Origin of the sequence: Prevotella sp. ne3005, from assembly GCF_900110085.1 — a bacterium.
Classification (GTDB): Bacteria; Bacteroidota; Bacteroidia; order Bacteroidales; family Bacteroidaceae; genus Prevotella.
Window position 1 is genome coordinate 82,378 of sequence record NZ_FOCK01000002.1, and the last position, 20,161, is coordinate 102,538.

Below are 20,161 nucleotides of genomic sequence, written 5' to 3' on the forward strand. Positions count from 1 at the left end.
TTAAGCTATGTCGAACGTGAGCGAGCTCGATGTAAAACATCAAGATTAAAATATGAAAAAGATTTGTTTTCTGATAACGGCGATGCTGCTGAGCGTCGCAACTTACGGGCAGACGGCGAAGAGCGTGCTCGACAAGGCTGCCGCTATGGTGTCGGCCAAGGAAGGCGTAAGAGCCAGTTTCAGGATGACAGGCGCACACGGCAGCACCCATGGTACCATTGCCGTGAAAGGTCGCAAGTTCTATGCTACCACACCACAAGCTACCATTTGGTTTGATGGCAAGACGCAGTGGACTTATATGAAGAATAACGACGAGGTGAACGTGAGCAATCCCACCGAGTCACAGCTTCAGGCCATTAATCCCTACAACTTCATCAATCTCTACAAGAAGGGGTATGACTGCACGCTGAATAAGAGCGGCAAGGATTACGTAGTACATCTGACGGCCTCGAATCCCCAAACGAAGATCAAGGAGTTGTTTGTCACCATTGACAAGACCAACCATCATCCCACGCAGGTGAAGCTGTTGCAGGGAAAGAAGTGGACCATCTTCGACATTACCGATCTGAAGAAACAGGCCATTGCTGACAGTCAGTTCCGTTTTAACTCCAAAGATTTCCCGACTGCTGAGGTCATAGATTTACGATGAACAAGTTACAGTTATATAGGCTTCTTAGGAAGAACACGAACCTGAGCTATAAGCGCAGTCCGGCATTTGAGCAGAACAAGTGGGCGAAGGCCATGATCTATTTCGGTGGTGTGATGTTCGCCATCTACTTGATTATGTATGGTGCCATCATCGGCTCTATGGCTGATGGCGAGGCTGGTATGATGATTGCCTTTGCACCGGTATTCCTGGTCATCGACTATCTGTTGAGGTTTATCTTCCAGTCTACGCCGGGTATGATGGTGAAGCCTTATATCCTGCAACCCATCTCGCGCTATACCGCCATCGAGTGTTTCCTTTTGGGCGAACACGTGAGCGGCTATAACCTGTTGTGGCTGGCGATGTTCATCCCCTACTCGATCATCATCATGATTGCCGGGGCTGGATGGATGACATTCGTAGAACTGATAACGGCAGAGCTGCTGATCATACTGAACAGTCAGATCTACCTCTTCTTCCGTACGCTCATCAACCGCAAGGTGCTGTGGTTCCCTGTGTCGCTGGTGTTCTATGCCCTACCCTTTATCCCGCTGTTCCTGAAGTTTAAAAGCAGCTCGTTCGAATGGATGCTCGACACCTATAAGGTGGTTGGCGTCTCTTGGTATTTCCTGCCAGCTCTTATCTTGGTCATCGTGGGATTGTTTTTCGTGAACCGCTGGTTCCAGTTCAAGTTTGTCTACGAGGAGATTTCGAAGAAGAAGGAGCAGGCGCTCAAGCATGTGTCGGAGTTTAAGTTCCTCGAGCATTTTGGTCTTGTGGGCGAATATATGAAGATCGAGATGAAGTCGAACATGAGAAACAAGACCATGCGCAGCCGCTGTATCATGAGCTTGGCACTGATCGTGATGTTCTCGGCACTGATAGCCTATACGAACATCTACGACAGTGAACTGATGCTGAACTTCTGGTGTATCTACTGTTTTGCCATCTACGGCATGACTGCCCTCATCAAGATTATGGGACAGGAAGGCAACTATATCGACCTGCTCATGATGCACCGCGAGAACATCATCGCACTACTGAAGGCGAAGTTCTGGTTCTACAGCCTGGTGCTCATTATCCCATTTGTCATCATGCTGCCTGCCGTGTTTGCAGGGAAGTTCTCTTTGCTGATGCTCTTTGCCTATATGCTGCTGACAGCAGGGTTCCTGCATTTTATCATCTTCCAGTTGGCGGTGTACAACAAGCAGACGATCCCCCTGCAGTTGAAGATGACGGCGAAGGGAAACTTCGAGAACGGCATGCAGATCGTGATTGAGATGACTGCGCTGATAGGCCCCATCCTCATTACAGGTCTGGGCTACCTGCTCGTGGGTCTGACCTATACTTATATCTTCATGTGCGTGGTAGGACTGGCGTTCATTCTGGCGCATCCATTATGGATCAGGAACATCTATAATCGCATGATGCAGCGCCGTTATGAGAACTTAGAAGGCTTTCACAGTACCCGTGAATAACTTTTTATGAAGAAAATCGCCAAAAAGTTTGGTGGAATCAAAAAAAGTATGTACCTTTGCACCCGCTAAACAAAAGGATGCACCCGTAGCTCAGTTGGTAGAGCACCTGACTCTTAATCAGGGTGTCCAGGGTTCGAGCCCCTGCGGGTGTACAAAAAAGGAGGCAAGCGGTCCTCCTTTCTTTTTGAAAAATAGCATGCACCCGTAGCTCAGTTGGTAGAGCACCTGACTCTTAATCAGGGTGTCCAGGGTTCGAGCCCCTGCGGGTGTACATCTCGAAAGGTTGCCGATATGGCTCAGTTGGTAGAGCAACGCATTCGTAATGCGTAGGTCCCCGGTTCGAGTCCGGGTATCGGCTCACAAGTAATCACAGATTTTATTTATTAAGCGGAATTAGCACATCGGTAGTGCACGGGCTTCCCAAGCCTGGGAGGCGGGTTCGATTCCCGTATTCCGCTCAGAAATAAAACATGCAGGGGCCTGCATGATTTGTTTTATCTCAGACGAAGACCTTCGCCTACCCTGATCTGATGGTCGGGCGACAGACGGTTCATCTTATAGAGGTTCTTCAGGCGGATGCCGTATTTCTGGGCGATGGAGTACATCGACTCACCGGGCTGCACATAGTGCAGACGACCCTTATACTCCTTCGGCGCTTTCTTCTGTTTCTTTTTCAGCCAGATGATTTCTCCTTCTTCCAACTGGTCGCGCTTGTTGCGCTCGTTGTATTTGGCAATCTTACGGTAGCTGATGCCCACCTCCTCACCAATCGACTTGAAGGTATCACCACGACGGGCTACCAGGTAATAGTTCTTGTTGAAGATGCGGATGACGTGGAGCGAGGCACCGTTGACCTGATGATCCTTCGTGCGCTGGGTCATGAAACGGTCGTAGCCCTTGGCATTGTCGTACTGATTAAGCTTATAGAGTTGGATAATCTCTATCAGTTTGTTGGCATACTGCGGATTGGTGGCATAGCCTGCCGCCTTCAATCCCTTGGCCCAGCCTTTATAGTCGGTGGTCTTGAGACTAAACAAAGAACTATAACGCCGACTGGTAGAAAGGAAACGGGAATGATCCTCATACGACTCATAGGCAGAGCGATAGGCACGGAAGCACTCGCTGCGCGCATCGTCATCGTGATAGCTGGTAGGCCCAGTCCAACCGTTATGACACTTGATGCCAAAGTGGTTATTGGCCTTACGTGTGAGTTCACTACGCCCGGCACCACTCTCCAGGAGTCCCTGTGCCAAGGTGATGGAGGCAGGGATCTTGTAGCGTTGCATCTGCTCGATGGCGATGTCCTTGTATTGATCGATATATTGCTGATAAGCCTGATTCCATCGCACCTGAGCAGCACTGCTCAAGGCCAGGAAAAGGGCTGTTGTCAAAAAAATCTTCCTCATAACCGTATATTTCTTTGCAAAAGTAATGATTTCTCTTGAATTATTTGTATATTTGCCGAAAAATTGCGCAATTTATGAGAGAACTTGAACTAAAATCCGTCATTAAGGTCTGTCAGATGGAGGAATTGACAGCCGAGGAACAGCATTTGATAGAACTGGCCATTGAGGCTACGGGGCGCAGCTATGCACCCTACTCCAAATTTCATGTGGGTGCTGCCGTGAGGTTGGACAATGGCGTGGAGATCATCGGCTGTAACCAGGAGAATGCCGCCTATCCCTCTGGCCTTTGTGCAGAGCGGACAGCACTCTTCGCCGCAGGAGCCCAATATCCTGACGTGCCAGTGAGACTGCTCTCCATCGCAGCCCGCGGTACTGATGGAGAACTGATGGAGGAACCCGTAGGGCCCTGTGGCAGTTGTAGGCAGGTGATCATTGAGTCGGAGACCAGAGCCGGCGGGCCTATCCGTATCCTGCTCTACGGACGGAAACATATCTACGTGATTGATGGCATCCGACAGCTGATGCCACTGACATTCTCGGAATTCTAACGGTAACAGCCCAACCCCTGGGCAGGCGACTTCGCATCTAAGTGGAAGTCATAGTCAAGGTGGTCTTCATCGATTCTGACGAAGTGGTCCTTACCTTGAATCTCATCATCAGGCTTTTCCCAGATGATATCGTTGAAATGGGCGGTATCATCGGTGATGGCAGGGGTTCTCAACAGACAATGACGGAAGGAATAGTTGAACTCATGGGAGGCATGCACCTGTTCACCCATCAGCACATCGTCGGCATAGCCCGTGAGGATGAGTCCTTCGGCATCGAGCTGTAAGAGTGGTGCGGCATTCGAGAAACGGAGGGCAGCCCCACGAGCGGCAGAGAAGGGATAGAACTGGGCTAGCGTACAATAACAGATTTCGGCCATTCCACCGTTGATATTCAGACAATCACCCTCTGTATTCGTCAGCTGACAGTCTTCCAAACGGATATTGGCATTGGAGACACGAAGGCCATCACCCTGACAATTATGTACCACACAACGTTGCATCAACAGCCGATATTGGGTCATATCAAGGGCTGCAGAGTCACAAATGATTCCTTTCATAGAACTATGTATCTCTGTGGCTACCAATTCATTATGCAACGAACTTGAATAGAAACGTATGCCTTCCCACTGACCGCTGACGTGATCGTAAGGCAGATATGAGAACATTCGGTCAAGACGGTCGCCTCGCAGCAGGCAATTCTCCATGTTCAGGTTGCCATAGACCTCCAAACCAGCACCTTCGTGAAAGAAAAGTGTGGTATTCCGGAGCGTGAGCGTTGCCCCTTCCTTCACCTGAAGACCACCATATATAATATAAGGAATACGAGTGTCGATGACAGAATCCGTCGCAATCACCGGTGAATAGAGTTTGACGGCATCCCATGCCCAGGCCTGCAACAGCACCTTCTGTTCGACACCACTCTCCAAGGTAAAGAGCAGGTCATCCTCAACGACCATCGGTTCTTCACGGAAGGTCTCGGAAGCCGTGAGTTCCACGAAGACCAGGATGCTATCTTTTTTCCGTATCTCCAGATTCTGGGTTTGTGAGCCATTGGCATTATCGAGATAGATGCCATCAACATTGACGCGATAGCCCGTCTGGTTACCGCGCTTCAGACGGACACTCTGCAGGCGCAGGCCATCGTTGTTGCGGTTATGTACCCAGAAAGAATAGGTGGACGAGGGTGTGCGACTGAAGACCGTATCGAGTCTCAGCGTATCCACCGAGAAGTCAAGCTTCAGTCCTGTGCTTGTGGAGAAGGAGTCATCATCGGCACAAGCCACACAAATCAGGAGCGTCAGGAAATAAAAAATCCGTTTCATCGTATGGATAAAACGGATTTATAATCATTTTATTGTGTGATTACTTGCCGAAATAGCGCTTCAGCAGTCCTGCGAAGCCAGCACCATGACGAGCCTCGTCCTTAGCCATCTCATGAACGGTGTCGTGGATAGCATCGAAACCGGCAGCCTTGGCATTCTTGGCAATGCGGAACTTATCCTCACAGGCACCAGCCTCGGCAGCAGCGCGCTTCTCCAGGTTGGTCTTGGTATCCCATACACACTCACCCAGCAGCTCAGCAAACTTCGAAGCGTGCTCAGCCTCCTCGAAGGCGTAGCGCTTGAAAGCCTCGGCGATCTCGGGATAGCCCTCACGATCAGCCTGACGCGACATAGCCAGATACATACCTACCTCACCGCACTCACCATTAAAATGGTTGCGCAGGTCGTCAATCATCTCCTGAGACACACCTTCGGGCTTGCCGTCACCAATTTTGTGAACAGTAGCATAGGTCATATCAGCATCATCTTTCAGTTCAGAGAACTTTGAGGCAGGAGCCTTACAGATGGGGCACTTCTCGGGAGCAGCATCGCCTTCATAGATATATCCACAAACGGCGCAAATAAACTTTTTCTTCATAATTTGTATTGGTTTAGTTAATAATTAAAAAATATAAACTCGTTGGCAAATATACAAAGAATTATCCAATTCGCCAAATTTATCATGGTTTTATTTTGCTTTTTACATTTTTTTTTGTATCTTTGCACCAAGATGACACGAATAACTAGATTTCTCGCCAGAACCATTTCATTAAGACTTAGTCTGATGGTTCTTGTAGCTCTGGCATCTTTGCTCATGGCTGCACTTTTCATCATGTTTTGTTATTCGCGAAAAGCCGTGAAGGAAGAGGCATTACAAAAAGCAGACCAAACCCTGGAGACGATTATCCAGAGCATCGATAATGTCATGTTGAGTGTGGAGCAGTCGTCGGGTAACATTTACTGGAAGATGATGGCTCATCAGGGGAAGCCAGAGAAAATAGAGCTCTACCGGAAGAAGCTGATTGAGTTTAATCCGTATATCATCGGCTGTTCTGTCATCTTAGATTCCACATTCAATGCCATTAACACTACCGTACCCTGTTGGACTGACGTGAAGGTGAACGACAGTCTGATGGATAAGGCCAGCACCTCTTTCTGTCTGCCCATCTATCTCGGGGAAAAGAAGGCGGGCATGCTGGTGTCGGATGTGTCGCTGACCTTGTTGTCGAAGATAGTCTTAGAGGCCAAGCCCTCTCCCAACTCCTATTGTACTTTAATAGGTAACAACGGCACCCTCATCGTTCACCCCGACAGTAGTGTTCTGAACCAGAACATGTTCACGTTGGCGAATAAGGCAGAAGATCCTGCCATGAAAGAGATTGTACAAGCCATGATGGAAGGAGACAAAGGCTATAGGCACATCAAGTTGGATGGCAAAGACTGTTATGTGTTCTATAAACCTTTCGAGCGCGCTGACGTACCTGGAAGATATACGGAGAGATTAGGATGGAGCGCAGCCGTCGTGTATCCAGAGGACGACATCTTCGGCGAATATAACGAATTATTGTATATCGTGCTGATCATAGCCGTGGTCGGACTTGCGCTACTGCTGTTGTTATGTCAGACCTTTATCCACCGTCAGCTGTTACCGTTAAGGCTGTTGGCGAAGTCGGCCCACCGCATAGCGAAGGGCTATTATGACGAGCCCATTCCATCGAGCAAACAACAAGATGAGGTGGGACGCCTGCAGAAACACTTCCAACAGATGCAGCAGTCACTGGCTACCCGTGTGGGAGAGATGAAACAGTTGACCGACACCCTACAGGAACGCGGAGATGCACTACAGACCACGTATGAACAGGCTCAGGTAGCTGAGCAGATGAAGACCAGTTTCCTGTATAACATGTCGAACCAGATGATGGCACCTGCCAGGGGCATCTATACGAACGTCATGACTATCAGCAAGAACTACAAGGAGCTGACAGACGAGACGACCAATCAGCTGGTGGACGAGATACATTATAGAGGTGAGAAAATCACGGAGTTGCTCAACCAGTTGATCTCGGATTCTGAAAAGCAAATGAAATAACCAACCAAACGACATAGAGATGCGCACTATCACCCAGTTCATACGTCAGTCGCTTTCCTGGAAGCTTAGCCTCGGTATCATACTGATGGCAATGCCCATCTTTATGCTGGCATTGGGTGTCCTGTTCGTGCAATCAAGAAACCAGTTGAAAAAAGAAGCCACGGAGCATGCCAGCAGCGTGCTCAATACCACGATGCAACGCGTCAGCCGATTCATGAATACCTTAGAGACGGCTACCGACATCAACGACTGGGAGATTGTGGAGAACCTAGACCCTGACTCCTTGTTGAACTACTCCCGTTTTGTCGTCTCACTCAATGGCAACATCGACGGCTGCTCCATCAGTACCGAACCCAATATCTTCCCCAAATACGGGCGGTACTTCTCTACCTATACCGTCAGGGAACCCGATACCATCAGAACCGTCATTGAAAAGAAGTATGAATACTTTGAGAAGGTATGGTATAAGACACCCCGTCAGCTGGGAGAGTCGTGTTGGGTGGTCTTTTACGATGAAACCGATTCCTTGGAGCTCACCCTTGACGGTATGATCGCCTCATATTGTAAACCACTGTACGACCATAGCAAACAGTTTGTGGGCGTCATCTCCACCGACCTCTCACTCATCCATCTCTCCAAGATCATCTCAAAAGAGAAGCCCTATCCCGACTCCTATTTCATCATGACAGGCGAAGAAGGGCGCTACTATATCCACCCTGATACGACACAGCTATTCACCTACACCATCTTCAGTGACGCCAACCCCCAGGAACAGGCAGACATCTTTGCCTTAGGTCATGAGATGACAACGGGTAAACAAGGAAATATGAGGGTCAAGATTAACGGAAAGCCATGTCTTGTCAACTACCGTCCTGTGCCAGGTACAAACTGGAGCCTGGCCCTTGTCTGTCCGGAACAGAGTGTCCTCCAGAGCTACTACCGTCTGGGATATATCATCGGCCCATTAACACTTGTGGGCTTGGTGCTCATCCTTCTATTCAGCAGTATCAGTGTGGCCCATGCCATCCTGCCGCTCAACAAACTGGCGAGTCAGATACAACTGATTGCGGCAGGTCATTTCGACGAACAGATTCCCAAGAGTCATCGGCATGATGCCGTAGGACACCTGCAAAACAGCTTTGCCAAGATGCAGGAATCGCTAAGTCATCATATCCATGATATCCAACAGATGAACGTGGAAACAGCCCGACGCAATGAAGAGCTGGTACATACCACAGAACTGGCAAAGGAAGCTGACAGGCAGAAAACGCTCTTCATACAGAACGTGTCGCATCAGGTGCGTACGCCCCTGAACATCATCATGGGTTTTGCACATGTGTTACGGGAGAGTAAGAAGTACCTACCGGAAGAGGAGGTCAAGAGCATCATCAACATGATGACGCACAATGCGATGACACTCGACCGTATGGCAATGATGCTCTTCGACAGTTCTGCCAGAGGTAACATGGAAGAGGTCTACGCAGACAGAGACGAGGAGGTGTCGTGTAATGAGGTAGCCAGTCAATGCCTCAAATATACGCTGAAGCACTACCCCGACCTACCCTTGTATTTTGGTACGGACCTGCCTGATGACTTCTGCATCCACACCAGTCTGAAATACCTGAAGCTATGTATTCGCGAGCTCCTGTATAATGCCTCTAAGTATTCCGACGGGAAATATGTGGCACTGCGGGTGTCGGAGATAGGCTCGATGGTCAGGTTCATCGTCGAGGATACGGGGCCTGGCATCTCGAAAGAAGAGAGTTCCCGCCTCCTGGAGTCATTTACAAAAGCCAACGATTTATCGGAAGGCCTCGGACTGGGACTTCCTCTCACAAAACGCCATGTCACTAACCTTGGAGGTGAACTCATCCTCGACACCAGTTATAAAGCCGGTTGCCGATTCATCATTCAACTTCCCAAGGTTAAGTCATAGCGTAAAAGTCACGATTTCACGATGTTTATCAGTTCTTCAGGAGTCAGCAATTGCTGATCTCCTGACAACATATTCTTCAGAGTCAGTTTGCCTTGTGCAATCTCGTTCTCACCAGCCAAAGCCACATAAGGGATCTCCTTGGCATTGGCATACGACATCTGCTTCTTCATCTTCGATGAATCGGGGTATATCTCCGTGCGGATACCTGCCTCACGAGCCTTGATGGCAATAGGCAGACAATAGGCTGTCTCTTTCTCACCGAAGTTGATGAAGAGCAGTTGAGTGCCATTGGTAGCATCTTTCGGATAACAGTCGAGGGCATTGAGCACATCGAAGATACGGTCTACACCGAAGGAGATGCCTACGCCCGAGATACCCGGCATACCGAAGATACCCGTCAGGTTGTCATAGCGACCGCCACCAGTGATAGAGCCAATCTGGACATCCAGGGCCTTCACCTCGAAGATGGCACCTGTGTAATAGTTCAGTCCACGGGCCAGCGTCAGGTCGAGCTGAAGCTCATTCTTCAGTCCCAGCGTCTTCAGCGTGTCGAGGATGAAACGCGTCTCTTCGACACCTTTCAGACCCGTCTCACTCGCTGCCAACACCTCTGCAATGGTATTCAACTTATCGTCGTTGGTGCCTTCGAGAGAGATGATTGGCTGAAGCTTCTCAATCTGGGCCTCACTCAGACCATCCTCACGGAGTTCTGCATTCACATTGTCAAGACCGATTTTATCGAGTTTATCGATGGCCACGGTGATATCCACAATCTTCTCCGCAGCACCGATGACTTCGGCAATTCCTGTGAGAATCTTACGGTTGTTAATCTTTATCTGTACACGAACGCCGAAACGACTGAAGACAGTATCCACGATCTGCATCAGCTCTACCTCATTGAGCAAGGAGTCGGAGCCTACAATATCACCATCAAACTGCCAGAACTCACGATAGCGCCCCTTCTGCGGACGGTCGGCACGCCATACGGGCTGCATCTGATAACGCTTGAAGGGCAGCTGGAGTTCCTCACGATGCATCACCACATAACGGGCGAAAGGCACAGTGAGGTCGTAGCGGAGACCTTTTTCACAGAGTTTAGCAGCCAGATGCAAGGCATTACGCTCCTGCAGCTCCTCATCGCTGACTTTATTAAGGAAATCACCACTGTTGAGCACTTTGAAGAGCAGTTTGTCACCCTCCTCACCGTACTTACCCATCAGCGTACCGAGTGTTTCCATGGCAGGTGTCTCTATCTGCTGGAAGCCATAGAGCTGATACACCTGCTTGATGATATCGAAGATATAGTTGCGCTTCGCCATCTCCAATGGAGAGAAGTCGCGCGTTCCTTTAGGAATACTTGGCTTTTGTGCCATATCGTTTATTTTACCTTTTTACTTTCTTACTTTTTTACTTTCTCACGATTGTTTGGTCACGATCAGGACCTATAGAAATAATTTTGATAGGAGTCTCTAACTGCTTCTCCAAGAATGAGATATAGTCGCTGAACTCTTTCGGGAACTGATCCTCGCTGGTAAACTTGGTCATATCAGTCTTCCAACCAGGCAACTCCTGATAGACGGGTTCAATACCCTCCTCGATGTTGTAGGGGAAATAGTCGATTTCAACGCCATTTTGCTTATAGGCCACACAAGCCTTGATGGTATCGAAGCCATCGAGCACATCGCTCTTCATCATAATGAGCTGAGTCACGCCGTTCACCATGATAGAGTACTTCAGTGCCACGAGGTCAATCCAACCACAACGGCGCTCACGACCTGTGACAGCACCATACTCATGACCCAGGTCACGGATTGTCTTACCCGTTTCATCGAACAGTTCTGTGGGGAAAGGACCTGCACCCACACGTGTGCAGTAAGCCTTCATGATGCCATAGACATCGCCAATCTTATTCGGACCGATACCCAGACCTGTGCAGGCACCTGCGCAGATGGTATTTGAAGAGGTTACGAAGGGATAGCTACCGAAATCGACGTCGAGCATCGTACCCTGAGCACCCTCACAAAGCACGCTCTTACCGCTCTTCAGGATATTGTTGATCTCATGTTCAGAATCCACGATGGGGAACTGACGGAGATACTCGACACCCTCCAGCCATTTCTTCTCGACCTCTGTGATGTCGTACTCAAAGTTGAGCGACTTCAGGATAGCCTCATGACGGGCCTTGGCCTTGGCATACTTCTCAGGGAAGTTCTCAAGGATATCACCCACGCGCAGACCATTTCGGCTGATTTTATCGGTATAAGTCGGTCCAATACCCTTTCCGGTGGTACCTACCTTATCCTTACCTTTCTGAGCCTCATAGGCTGCATCGAGCACACGATGGGTTGGCATGATCAGATGGGCCTTCTTAGAGATATGCAGACGGGAATGGAGGTCATGACCACTGGCCTCCAGCGCCTTAGCCTCTTCCATGAAGAGGTCGGGAGCCAGCACAACGCCATTACCGATAATGTTTACCTTGCCACCCTGGAAGATTCCGGAGGGAATAGAGCGCAGCACATACTTCTGGCCTTCAAACTCCAGCGTATGACCGGCATTGGGACCACCCTGAAAACGGGCAATTACATCGTACTTCGGGGTCAGCACATCGACCACCTTACCTTTTCCTTCGTCGCCCCACTGCAATCCGAGCAGGACATCTACTTTTCCTTTGTTCATCATACTATTTAATCTATTTTGACTGTTCTTGCTTTTCTGCCTTTTCCGCCTTCGCCCGTTTCTTCATCTTCGTCTGACAGGAACTGCAAACCCCATAGACATAGAGGGTGAAGCCATCCTTACGGAACCGACGGAGATGCATATTCTCGACGGCATGCGCAATCTCCTGCGACTTGACCTCAATCACACGTCCGCACATCGTACATACCTGATGGCAATGACTGTTGTTATCGTAGCAGGCCTCATACATGGTGGTTCCCTGAAAACGGTGTCTAGTCACCAGGCGCAGCTCAAGGAATAAGTTCAAGGTATTATACAACGTGGCACGACTGACGGGGAAGTTCAAACTCTGGGCCAGATGGTCATTCAGTTCCTCAATGGTGAAATGGCCGTTGAGCCCATAGATAGCCCTCAGAATCGTGTAACGTTCAGGGGTCTTGCGATGATGATTCATCTCAAGATAGTTGTCAAGAATACGCTCTACAGCGGTAACGACACTCTCCTTATTTCCTCTAATTGCCATGGATTTCCTTGAAAACCGGACAAAGGTACACATTTTAGAGGAGACAAAAGAGAGTTTATTTATAAAAAATCTAAATTAATCTGTTTTATTGCGCTTTTGGCTATTCTTTCGTAGACGAGACCAAGTTCAGCGAATCTCTGTACAGCCGCCATGGCGGCTTTCCTTACAGGAAGGCTGTTGCCCTGCAGGGCTGTCAGGGCCTGATCAACGAATTCATTGATGCCCCGTTCGTTGGGTTCCCGTTTGTCCATGAAGATTCGAGAGAGGACATGAAAGCCACAAAGCTGATACAGTTCTTTATCAGAGGCCATCCACTTATAAGCCTTTTCCGGAGCAAAAGGCAGATACTGAAAGAGGTTGAAGGCTGCCTGCTCGGCCAGTTCCTGGGTAGTGATCTGTTCCATCCAGATGTCCGTCACCTCTGGTAACATCACGTCGGCAGGCATTATCATCGTTGCCAGGATCTTACACTCGCGCACATTTTCCTTCCATAAAGCGATGGCCAGATCGTAATTCTTTCCGATTTCATCAGCCATTTCACGGAGTCGCGGCAGTGTGGCGCCCCAGTTAAGTTTATAATCCACACCTTTATCACGCATGGATTTAGCCACAGCCCCATCCATCATCTGACGGAAAGATTGCTTGATCTCCTTCACCGTCTGGTTGATATCTCCCTTAAACTCCATATCTCTCCTTGGCTCCCTGTCTCCCTGTCTCCTTGTCTCCTTAAACAAGCGTTCCGTACTCCGAACTGTAGCGCAGCATCTGATGAGCATAGCTCTCGCCATAGTTCAGTTGGATATCACAAATATCACCGTTTTCATCGTAGACTGGCAGCATCTGGGGATTGATAAAGCCCTTATACGGTGCCAGGTTCAGTTGACGATAGCGTTCGAGCACTTCCTGATGCAACGTAGGATCCACCTTGACGGCATACTGCTCCACCAGCTGGCGCGCAGCCTCGAAATCGCCTTCGCTCTTAATACGCTGGATCTCAGCCAACAAACGGGCAATCAGCTGACGGAGCTGTTGATAATCCGTGATTTCAACGAAGGTTTTACCCTCTCGCTTCACCAGACGGATTACGTCGCCCTGCTCATAACACCAATGGGCGATGAGGGCGCGATTGCGCATGTGGGCTTCCTCAATCTGACGACCTGGGGTGATACGGATGAGCTGGGTCATCAAACCATTCATCATATAGGTATAATACTGCGACTTATAGGCTTCCTCATCAGGAGTCAACCCCAGTTCCACCAGTTTCCTGTCTGCGATATAGTACAGTCCGAAGAGGTCGGCCCTCGCCTCCTCTATCGTATTTCCGTAAGCCTTGAGGGCATCAGGATCTACGCCTGGCAAGAGCTGTCCGCTGCCATGTCCCAGACACTCGTGGAGGTCGGTATGCAGGTCGTCACAGACATCCCCGTATTTCTCGATCATCCGGAGTGTCTCCGCATCAATCACGAACTCTTCCTTAAAACCATTACCATGGGCGGCTTTATTGTAGGCATCGGTGATATTACTGATGGTGATGCTCTTACTGCCATATTGGGCACGGATCCAGTCGGCATTAGGCAGGTTGATGCCTATGGCCGTCGAAGGATACTCATCTCCACCCAGCATGGCTGCACAGATGACGCTGGCAGACACGCCCTTGACCACAGGTTTCTTAAATCGTACATCTACAGGCGAATGGTCCTCAAACCACTGGGCATTCTCACTGATGGTTCTAGTCCGACGGGTGGCTTCTTCATCCACATACTCCACCAGACCTTCCCAAGAGCCCTTCAGTCCTAAGGGATCGCCATAGACTTCGATGAAACCGTTGATAAAATCAATGGCAGAATCGTGCTCCTGCAACCATTCAATACAATATTCATTGAATATCTGCAAATCACCTGAGTTATAATAACTTATAAGCAAAGAAATAACACTTTTCTGATGCTCGTTCTCTGCCACCTGAAGGGCTTTCCCGAGCCAGTAGACGATATGGCGGATGGCATTGGCATAACGCCCCTCTGCCGACCACACAATTTCCCTGATTTCATCGTGATCCTTGACCAGCGTCGAATTCAGACCATACGATGAGGGCGTCTTCGACTCGGCATGCTCCGATTTCATACGGGCATAGAAATCCTCAGCCTCCTGCTGGGTGACACCTTCATAGAAATGACAGGCCGACGTCAGGAGCAGGTCTTCACCGTCAGCTTTGTTCACCCGTTTGGGGAGTACGGTTTCATCAAAGATGACGGGAAAGAGTTCCTCGCACATCTCATCAATGCTCTCCCCTTCGCTCAAAGGCAGCTTGCGGGCATCCACCTGACGAAGTGCCTCACGCAGGTAGGCTGGTGAAAAGCCCGGAGCGAACTTCTCACAACCATAATGATGATAGATGCCGCTGGAGAACCAGACGCGTTTCAGATAGACCTCCAAAGCCCTGAATTCATCGGTATCATGCGGGATGGTCAGGTCACAATAGACCACCTCCAGCATCTTACGGATACGGAGATTATACTTACCAAATTGGTCGAAGGTGATGTCTCTTCCAAATAAGGTAGCCTTGGACAAATAATAAACTAAGACTTTCTGCTGAACAGAAAGTCTTTCAAAGCCATTCAAGCGGTATCTGAGTAGTTGTAAGTCAGCAAACCGCTCGTCCTGATAATTAAAACCCACGAAACAAGCCTCCTAAACTTTATCCCTTATCCTTACGTGAGCGCTTGGGAGCCTTCATAGACGGATGCTGCATGAGATGCTGCAGACGGTAGTCACGAGGGGTCATGCCCACGAGTCGATAGAAGGAAGCATAGAACGACTGGCGGTTAGAGAAACCTACCATATCGCTTACCTCCTCCATACGGAGGTCTTGATAACGCTTGTCCACCAACAGACTCATCGCCTCGTCAATACGATACTTATTGACAAATGATGTGTAGTTCATGTGGAAACGGACATTGACTACAGCCGAGATGTATCTCGTGTTGGTGCCGAGATCTTCTGCAAGTTTCTTGGCAGAGTAATCCTTGTCACGATACTTCTTCTGCATGACGATGATATTCATAATCTTTTCCTGCATCTCATCCATCATGCGAGGGCTTACAAGACTCCTGTAAGCCGCCTCTTTTTCTTTCTTTTCGGTAATGTTGTACTTAGCCATATACGACGTGTATTGTTGATTAATGCGCAAATATACTAAAATTTTTCATAACTTCAAAGGAAAATCAAAAAAAAATAACTATCTTTGTGCAAAATTTAAATATTATGGATATTTTTGAGGCTTTAAGGCACTATTTTGGTTACAATTCCTTCCGCAACAACCAGGAAGAAATCATACGACATATCACACAAGGTCACGACGCACTGGTCCTGATGCCTACAGGTGGTGGAAAGAGCATCTGTTATCAGATTCCAGCTCTCACGATGCCAGGCACGGCCATCGTAGTATCCCCACTCATCAGTCTGATGAAAGACCAGGTGGAGACCCTCCAGGCCAATGGCATTGAGGCCGAGGCTCTCAACAGCGGCAATGATCCTTCCGCCGACCTTGTCATCCGCCGCCGGTGCCTGCAAGGAAGCATCAAACTACTTTACATCTCCCCAGAAAAACTTTTGTCGGAGATTGACTATCTGCTGAGCCATATCCACATCTCGCTCTTTGCCATCGACGAAGCCCACTGTATCAGTCAATGGGGACATGACTTCCGTCCTGAATACACCCAACTGGGCATCCTCCGCGAGAAATTCCCCAAGACGCCTATCATGGCACTGACGGCTACTGCGGATAAAATAACCAGACATGATATCATCGAACAGCTCAACCTGCATGATGCCCGTGAGTTCATCTCCAGCTTCGACCGTCCGAACCTCAGTCTCTCCGTAAAACGCGGTTATAAGGCTGCCGAGAAGATGCACTTCATCCTTAACTTCATCAAAGCCCGTCCGCTGGAAGCAGGCATTATCTATTGTCTGAGTAGGAAAACCACAGAGAAGGTGGCCGAGGACCTGCGTAAGAAAGGTATCCACGCTGCCCCTTATCATGCCGGACTCTCCAACCTCGAGCGCAGTCAGACACAGGAGATGTTCAAGAACGACCAGCTGCTCGTGGTCTGTGCCACCATCGCCTTTGGCATGGGCATCGACAAGAGTAATGTGCGCTGGGTGATCCATTACAACATGCCTAAGAGCATCGAGAGCTTCTATCAGGAGATAGGACGTGCAGGCAGAGACGGAGCCCCTGCCGACACGATCCTCTTCTACTCCCTGGCCGATATCGTGCAACTATCGGAATTTGCCCGTCAGAGTGGGCAGCAGGATATCAACATGGACAAGCTGAAGCGTATGAGGGAATATGCCGAGTCGAATGTCTGTCGCAGGCGGATCCTACTGAACTACTTCAGTGAACAGACGGATCACGACTGTGGCAACTGTGACATCTGTGAAAATCCTCCACAACGGTTCGAAGGCACCCGTCATGTACAGATGGCCCTGAGTGCCGTCAAGCGTACCGACGAACAGATTCGTATTAGCACCATCGTCGAAATCCTCAAGGGCATGCGCTCACCAACGGTGGTGCGCCATCAGTACGACCAACTGAAGACCTTCGGCGTGGGCAAGGACATCAGCTCCAGCGACTGGCAGGACTACCTATTGCAGATGCTCCAGATGGGATTCATCGAGATTGCCTATAACGAAGGTAACAAGGTGCGGATTACCGACATCGGCAACGATGTGCTCTACGGCAGGAAAGAAGCCATGCTCTGCGTCATCGACCACAGCACGCAGGAAGAGCCCAGGCGCAAGCCGAAACTACGGTTGGAGATACCCTCCATCACCATCCCCGGACTTCCTCCCACCACTGGTATCGAAGACCCGAGACTCTTCGAGGCCCTCCGAAACCTCCGTTCCACCTGTGCCAACGAAGAAGGCTTCCCGCCATACATCGTTTTCACCGATAAAGTGCTCCATGCTCTGGCCACCATCAAACCCACCTCTCTGGAACAATTTGGCAACATCTCGGGCATCGGAGAACACAAAAAGCAGAAATATGGCAACCGTTTTGTGGAAGTGATCAAAAAGTACGTTTAGGGGCGATTTTACACCTTATTAGATAATAAAAGGGGAAAAAAACCAAAAAAATCGCCCCAAAAGTGTCACTTTTTGCAAAAAAAACACCCGGAATGCTGATTTTGTGAAGTTTATTTTGTATCTTTGCAAGGCAAAACTTCCAAAGATGGCAAAGAAGAAAATATTATTCATCAATCAGGAGATCACTCCTTACGTTCCCGACAACACCTTGTCTGTCATGGGAAAGAGTGTTCCCCAAGCTATGCAAGAGCTAAACCACGAAATCCGTACATTCATGCCCAAATGGGGTACCATCAATGAGCGTCGCGGACAGTTGCATGAGGTCATCCGACTCTCAGGTATGAACCTAATCATCAATGATACGGACCACCCGCTGATCATCAAGGTAGCCTCCATCCAGTCTGCCAGGGTACAGGTCTATTTCATCGACAACGATGACTACTTCGGCAAGCGCCTGATGGAGAAGGACGAGAATGGTGAGGACTATGCTGACAATGGTGAGCGTGCCATCTTCTTTGCCCGTGGCGTACTGGAGACCGTCAAGAAGCTCCGTTGGGTTCCTGACATCATCCACTGTCAGGGATGGATGAGCGGTGTCGTGCCTTTCTATGTCAAGACCGCCTACCACGACGAGCCCTCATTTGCTGAGACGAAGGTAGTGACAGCCCTGTTCAACAAGAGCATCAATAAGGACTTTGGCGAAGACTTCAAGAAATGTCTTGAATTCCGCGATGCCAAGGCTGAGCTGCTCGAAGGCTATCAGGATAAATTCGACTTCAATGAGTTGGGCAAGTTGGCCATCGACTATAGCGACGGCATCATTCAGGCTGAGGCAGGTGTCGAGCCGGAACTGCTGAAGTATACGGCCGACAAGAACATCCCCTTCCTCGGTTATCAGGAGGATTTTGCTGATGCGTATGAAACGTTCTACAAGCAGTTGTTCCCTGAGGAACAAGCTCCTGAAGAAGAAGATTAAACATAAAGAAACCCTAACATGAAATTCAAATGGATTACGGCGATTGCAATCACAGCAATGGCAATAACATCTTGTAGTGAAGACACAGAAGGCATCGGAGCCTCACTCACCGATGAGAACGACATGCTCGAGATCACCACAGGCTCCTTCACCGCTTTCACCAGATCAATAGAGGTTGACTCCGTCTTTTCACGTAATTTCGACTGCCATCTCGGTATGGTCAAGGACCCCGAGACAGGTGCCTACGTGATCAATGAGTTTATGGCTCAGTTCAATATCCTGGAGAACATGAAACAGCCCGCCCGCGAGGACATCCTCGGCATGGACGACGGCGACATTGCTGCCGACTCCTGTGAGATATGGTTGCAGATCGACCGTACGAAGAGTTATGGCGACTCCCTCACCCCCGTCAAGATCAATGTCCTTGAGCTCGCCAGGCCCATGAGCGATAACGCCACTTACTACAGCAACTTCGACCCCATCTCCGAGGGATATATCAGGGAGGACGGACTGAGGAAGAGCACCTCCTTCGCGCTGGCCAACCTGACAGACAGAGACAGTCTGCGTAACCAGGCAAACTACCTCAACTATGTCAATATCTCCCTGAGCGACCCCTATACCGACAAGAACGGAAAGACGTATAACAACTACGGTACCTACATCCTCCGTAACTTCTACGATCATCCTGAGTACTTCAAGAACTGCTATACGTTTGTCAACAACCTCTGCCCAGGCTTCTATTTCGAAGTAATCGACGGCCTTGGCGTGATGGCAAAGATAGCGGAAATCGACATCAATGTGTATTTCCGTTCCAAGAATGGCGACGAAGTACAGCACAACTCCTTCTTCCTGTCATCCACACCTGAAGTGCTGCAGACACAGCGCGTCTACAACGACAAAGGAGCCTTGCAGGTACTCATCAACGACAACAGCTGCACCTATCTGAAGGCGCCCGCAGGCATCTTCACGGAGGTCACCCTGCCTATAGACGACATCGACGAATTCAACCAGAACGACTCGCTGCTCTCCGTCAGCATGAGTTTCCAAAGACAGAACAGTGGCCGATACGATCTGCAATATCCCATCAACGCCCCCTCGGCGGTACTGATGGTACACAAGGACAGTTTGAACAACTTCTTCGAGACGCAGACGATGTACAACTACAGGAGCACGTTCATGGCCACCTTGGCCTCCAATGCCTACACGTTCTCCAATATCGGCAATCTGGTGTCGCTGATCATCAGTAAGAAGACCGAAGGCTTAAAGACCGATCCCTACTGGCGTGAAAACCACCCGAACTGGGACAAGGTCGTGCTGGTACCCATTGCGCCGACCTACTCCAGCGACAGCTATGGCAACCAGACTGTCACATCCGTTGTCAACCAGATGGGACTCTCAAGTACCCGACTGGTAGGCGGCGAACATCATCCCATAGATGTGAATGTGATCTTTGCGAAATTCAAGGAGGACTGA

17 protein-coding genes and 4 tRNA genes are annotated in these 20,161 nt (G+C 49.4%); 12 read left to right on the forward strand and 9 right to left on the reverse strand.

Translation table 11 applies throughout. The annotated features are described in order from the left end of the window. Positions 1–52: 52 nt before the first annotated feature. The 6 genes from BMY16_RS03270 (at position 53) to BMY16_RS03295 (ending at position 2,582) form a co-directional block, all read left to right on the forward strand. Positions 53–649: an outer membrane lipoprotein periplasmic chaperone LolA1 gene (locus BMY16_RS03270; RefSeq protein WP_091840048.1), complete on the forward strand. Its 597-nt coding sequence runs from the start codon at positions 53–55 to the stop codon at positions 647–649. Then, positions 646–2,124, forward strand: a complete 1,479-nt coding sequence (locus BMY16_RS03275) for a DUF5687 family protein (RefSeq protein ID WP_091840050.1) — start codon at positions 646–648, stop codon at positions 2,122–2,124. Before BMY16_RS03270 ends, BMY16_RS03275 begins: the two co-directional genes overlap by 4 nt. Before the next feature lie 79 nt (positions 2,125–2,203). Next, a tRNA-Lys gene (locus tag BMY16_RS03280) sits at positions 2,204–2,276 on the forward strand. Positions 2,277–2,322: 46 nt separating this feature from the next. After that, positions 2,323–2,395 (forward strand) — tRNA-Lys (locus BMY16_RS03285). A gap of 14 nt (positions 2,396–2,409) precedes the next feature. Continuing rightward, a tRNA-Thr gene (locus BMY16_RS03290) sits at positions 2,410–2,482 on the forward strand. 29 nt (positions 2,483–2,511) lie between these two features. Then, positions 2,512–2,582, forward strand: a tRNA-Gly gene (locus BMY16_RS03295). Between the two features lie 36 nt (positions 2,583–2,618). On the opposite strand, the gene BMY16_RS03300 is transcribed toward BMY16_RS03295, so the two are convergent. Further along, entirely contained in the window at positions 2,619–3,530 is a 912-nt protein-coding gene (locus BMY16_RS03300; protein ID WP_091840051.1) for a glucosaminidase domain-containing protein, read from the reverse strand. Positions 3,531–3,604: 74 nt separating this feature from the next. Between BMY16_RS03300 and BMY16_RS03305 the strand changes: the two genes are divergently transcribed. Then, the gene (locus BMY16_RS03305) at positions 3,605–4,078 is read left to right on the forward strand and encodes a cytidine deaminase (RefSeq protein WP_091840053.1); all 474 of its coding nucleotides are present in this window, start codon (positions 3,605–3,607) and stop codon (positions 4,076–4,078) included. Here the strand turns inward: BMY16_RS03305 and BMY16_RS03310 are convergent. Together BMY16_RS03310 and BMY16_RS03315 are read right to left on the reverse strand one after the other, a co-directional pair. Further along, positions 4,075–5,400, reverse strand: coding sequence for a right-handed parallel beta-helix repeat-containing protein (locus BMY16_RS03310; RefSeq protein ID WP_091840055.1), 1,326 nt, complete (start codon positions 5,398–5,400; stop codon positions 4,075–4,077). The genes BMY16_RS03305 and BMY16_RS03310 overlap by 4 nt on opposite strands. Positions 5,401–5,440: 40 nt before the next feature. After that, complete coding sequence (locus BMY16_RS03315) at positions 5,441–5,998, reverse strand: NADH peroxidase (RefSeq protein WP_091840056.1); 558 nt, start codon at positions 5,996–5,998, stop codon at positions 5,441–5,443. 132 nt (positions 5,999–6,130) lie between these two features. On the opposite strand from BMY16_RS03315, the gene BMY16_RS03320 reads away from it, so the two are divergent. Both BMY16_RS03320 and BMY16_RS03325 read left to right on the forward strand, forming a co-directional pair. Continuing rightward, on the forward strand, positions 6,131–7,489 hold the full coding sequence (locus BMY16_RS03320) for a PDC sensor domain-containing protein (protein WP_170835983.1): 1,359 nt from the start codon (positions 6,131–6,133) through the stop codon (positions 7,487–7,489). 19 nt (positions 7,490–7,508) lie between these two features. Next, on the forward strand, positions 7,509–9,425 hold the full coding sequence (locus tag BMY16_RS03325) for an ATP-binding protein (protein WP_091840060.1): 1,917 nt from the start codon (positions 7,509–7,511) through the stop codon (positions 9,423–9,425). 8 nt (positions 9,426–9,433) lie between these two features. Here BMY16_RS03325 and hisS read toward each other — a convergent pair whose 3' ends face one another. The 6 genes from hisS to BMY16_RS03355 are packed head-to-tail and all read right to left on the reverse strand — an operon-like array spanning position 9,434 to position 15,784. Then, positions 9,434–10,798: a histidine--tRNA ligase gene (gene hisS / locus BMY16_RS03330; RefSeq protein ID WP_091840062.1), complete on the reverse strand. Its 1,365-nt coding sequence runs from the start codon at positions 10,796–10,798 to the stop codon at positions 9,434–9,436. A 34-nt stretch (positions 10,799–10,832) separates the two neighbouring features. Continuing rightward, positions 10,833–12,104 carry an adenylosuccinate synthase gene (locus BMY16_RS03335; RefSeq protein ID WP_091840513.1) on the reverse strand — a complete coding sequence of 424 codons (1,272 nt, stop codon included), beginning with the start codon at positions 12,102–12,104 and terminating at the stop codon, positions 10,833–10,835. Between the two features lie 13 nt (positions 12,105–12,117). Next, a complete protein-coding gene (locus tag BMY16_RS03340) occupies positions 12,118–12,627 on the reverse strand; it encodes a Fur family transcriptional regulator (RefSeq protein WP_091840064.1) in 510 nt (169 codons plus the stop codon). Between the two features lie 59 nt (positions 12,628–12,686). Beyond that, positions 12,687–13,313 carry a DNA alkylation repair protein gene (locus BMY16_RS03345; protein WP_091840066.1) on the reverse strand — a complete coding sequence of 209 codons (627 nt, stop codon included), beginning with the start codon at positions 13,311–13,313 and terminating at the stop codon, positions 12,687–12,689. A 40-nt stretch (positions 13,314–13,353) separates the two neighbouring features. Then, positions 13,354–15,303 (reverse strand): dipeptidyl-peptidase 3 family protein, encoded by a 1,950-nt coding sequence (locus BMY16_RS03350; RefSeq protein ID WP_091840067.1) that lies wholly within the window; start codon positions 15,301–15,303, stop codon positions 13,354–13,356. Between the two features lie 19 nt (positions 15,304–15,322). After that, positions 15,323–15,784: a helix-turn-helix domain-containing protein gene (locus BMY16_RS03355; RefSeq protein WP_091840069.1), complete on the reverse strand. Its 462-nt coding sequence runs from the start codon at positions 15,782–15,784 to the stop codon at positions 15,323–15,325. A 104-nt stretch (positions 15,785–15,888) separates the two neighbouring features. Here BMY16_RS03355 and recQ point away from each other — a divergent pair, with 104 nt between their 5' ends. From recQ to BMY16_RS03370, 3 genes are all read left to right on the forward strand, one after another. Beyond that, positions 15,889–17,712 carry a DNA helicase RecQ gene (gene recQ / locus BMY16_RS03360; RefSeq protein ID WP_091840070.1) on the forward strand — a complete coding sequence of 608 codons (1,824 nt, stop codon included), beginning with the start codon at positions 15,889–15,891 and terminating at the stop codon, positions 17,710–17,712. A 145-nt stretch (positions 17,713–17,857) separates the two neighbouring features. Continuing rightward, positions 17,858–18,688 carry a glycogen/starch synthase gene (locus BMY16_RS03365; protein ID WP_091840073.1) on the forward strand — a complete coding sequence of 277 codons (831 nt, stop codon included), beginning with the start codon at positions 17,858–17,860 and terminating at the stop codon, positions 18,686–18,688. A 57-nt stretch (positions 18,689–18,745) separates the two neighbouring features. After that, on the forward strand, positions 18,746–20,161 hold the full coding sequence (locus BMY16_RS03370; protein ID WP_170835984.1) for a DUF4270 domain-containing protein: 1,416 nt from the start codon (positions 18,746–18,748) through the stop codon (positions 20,159–20,161).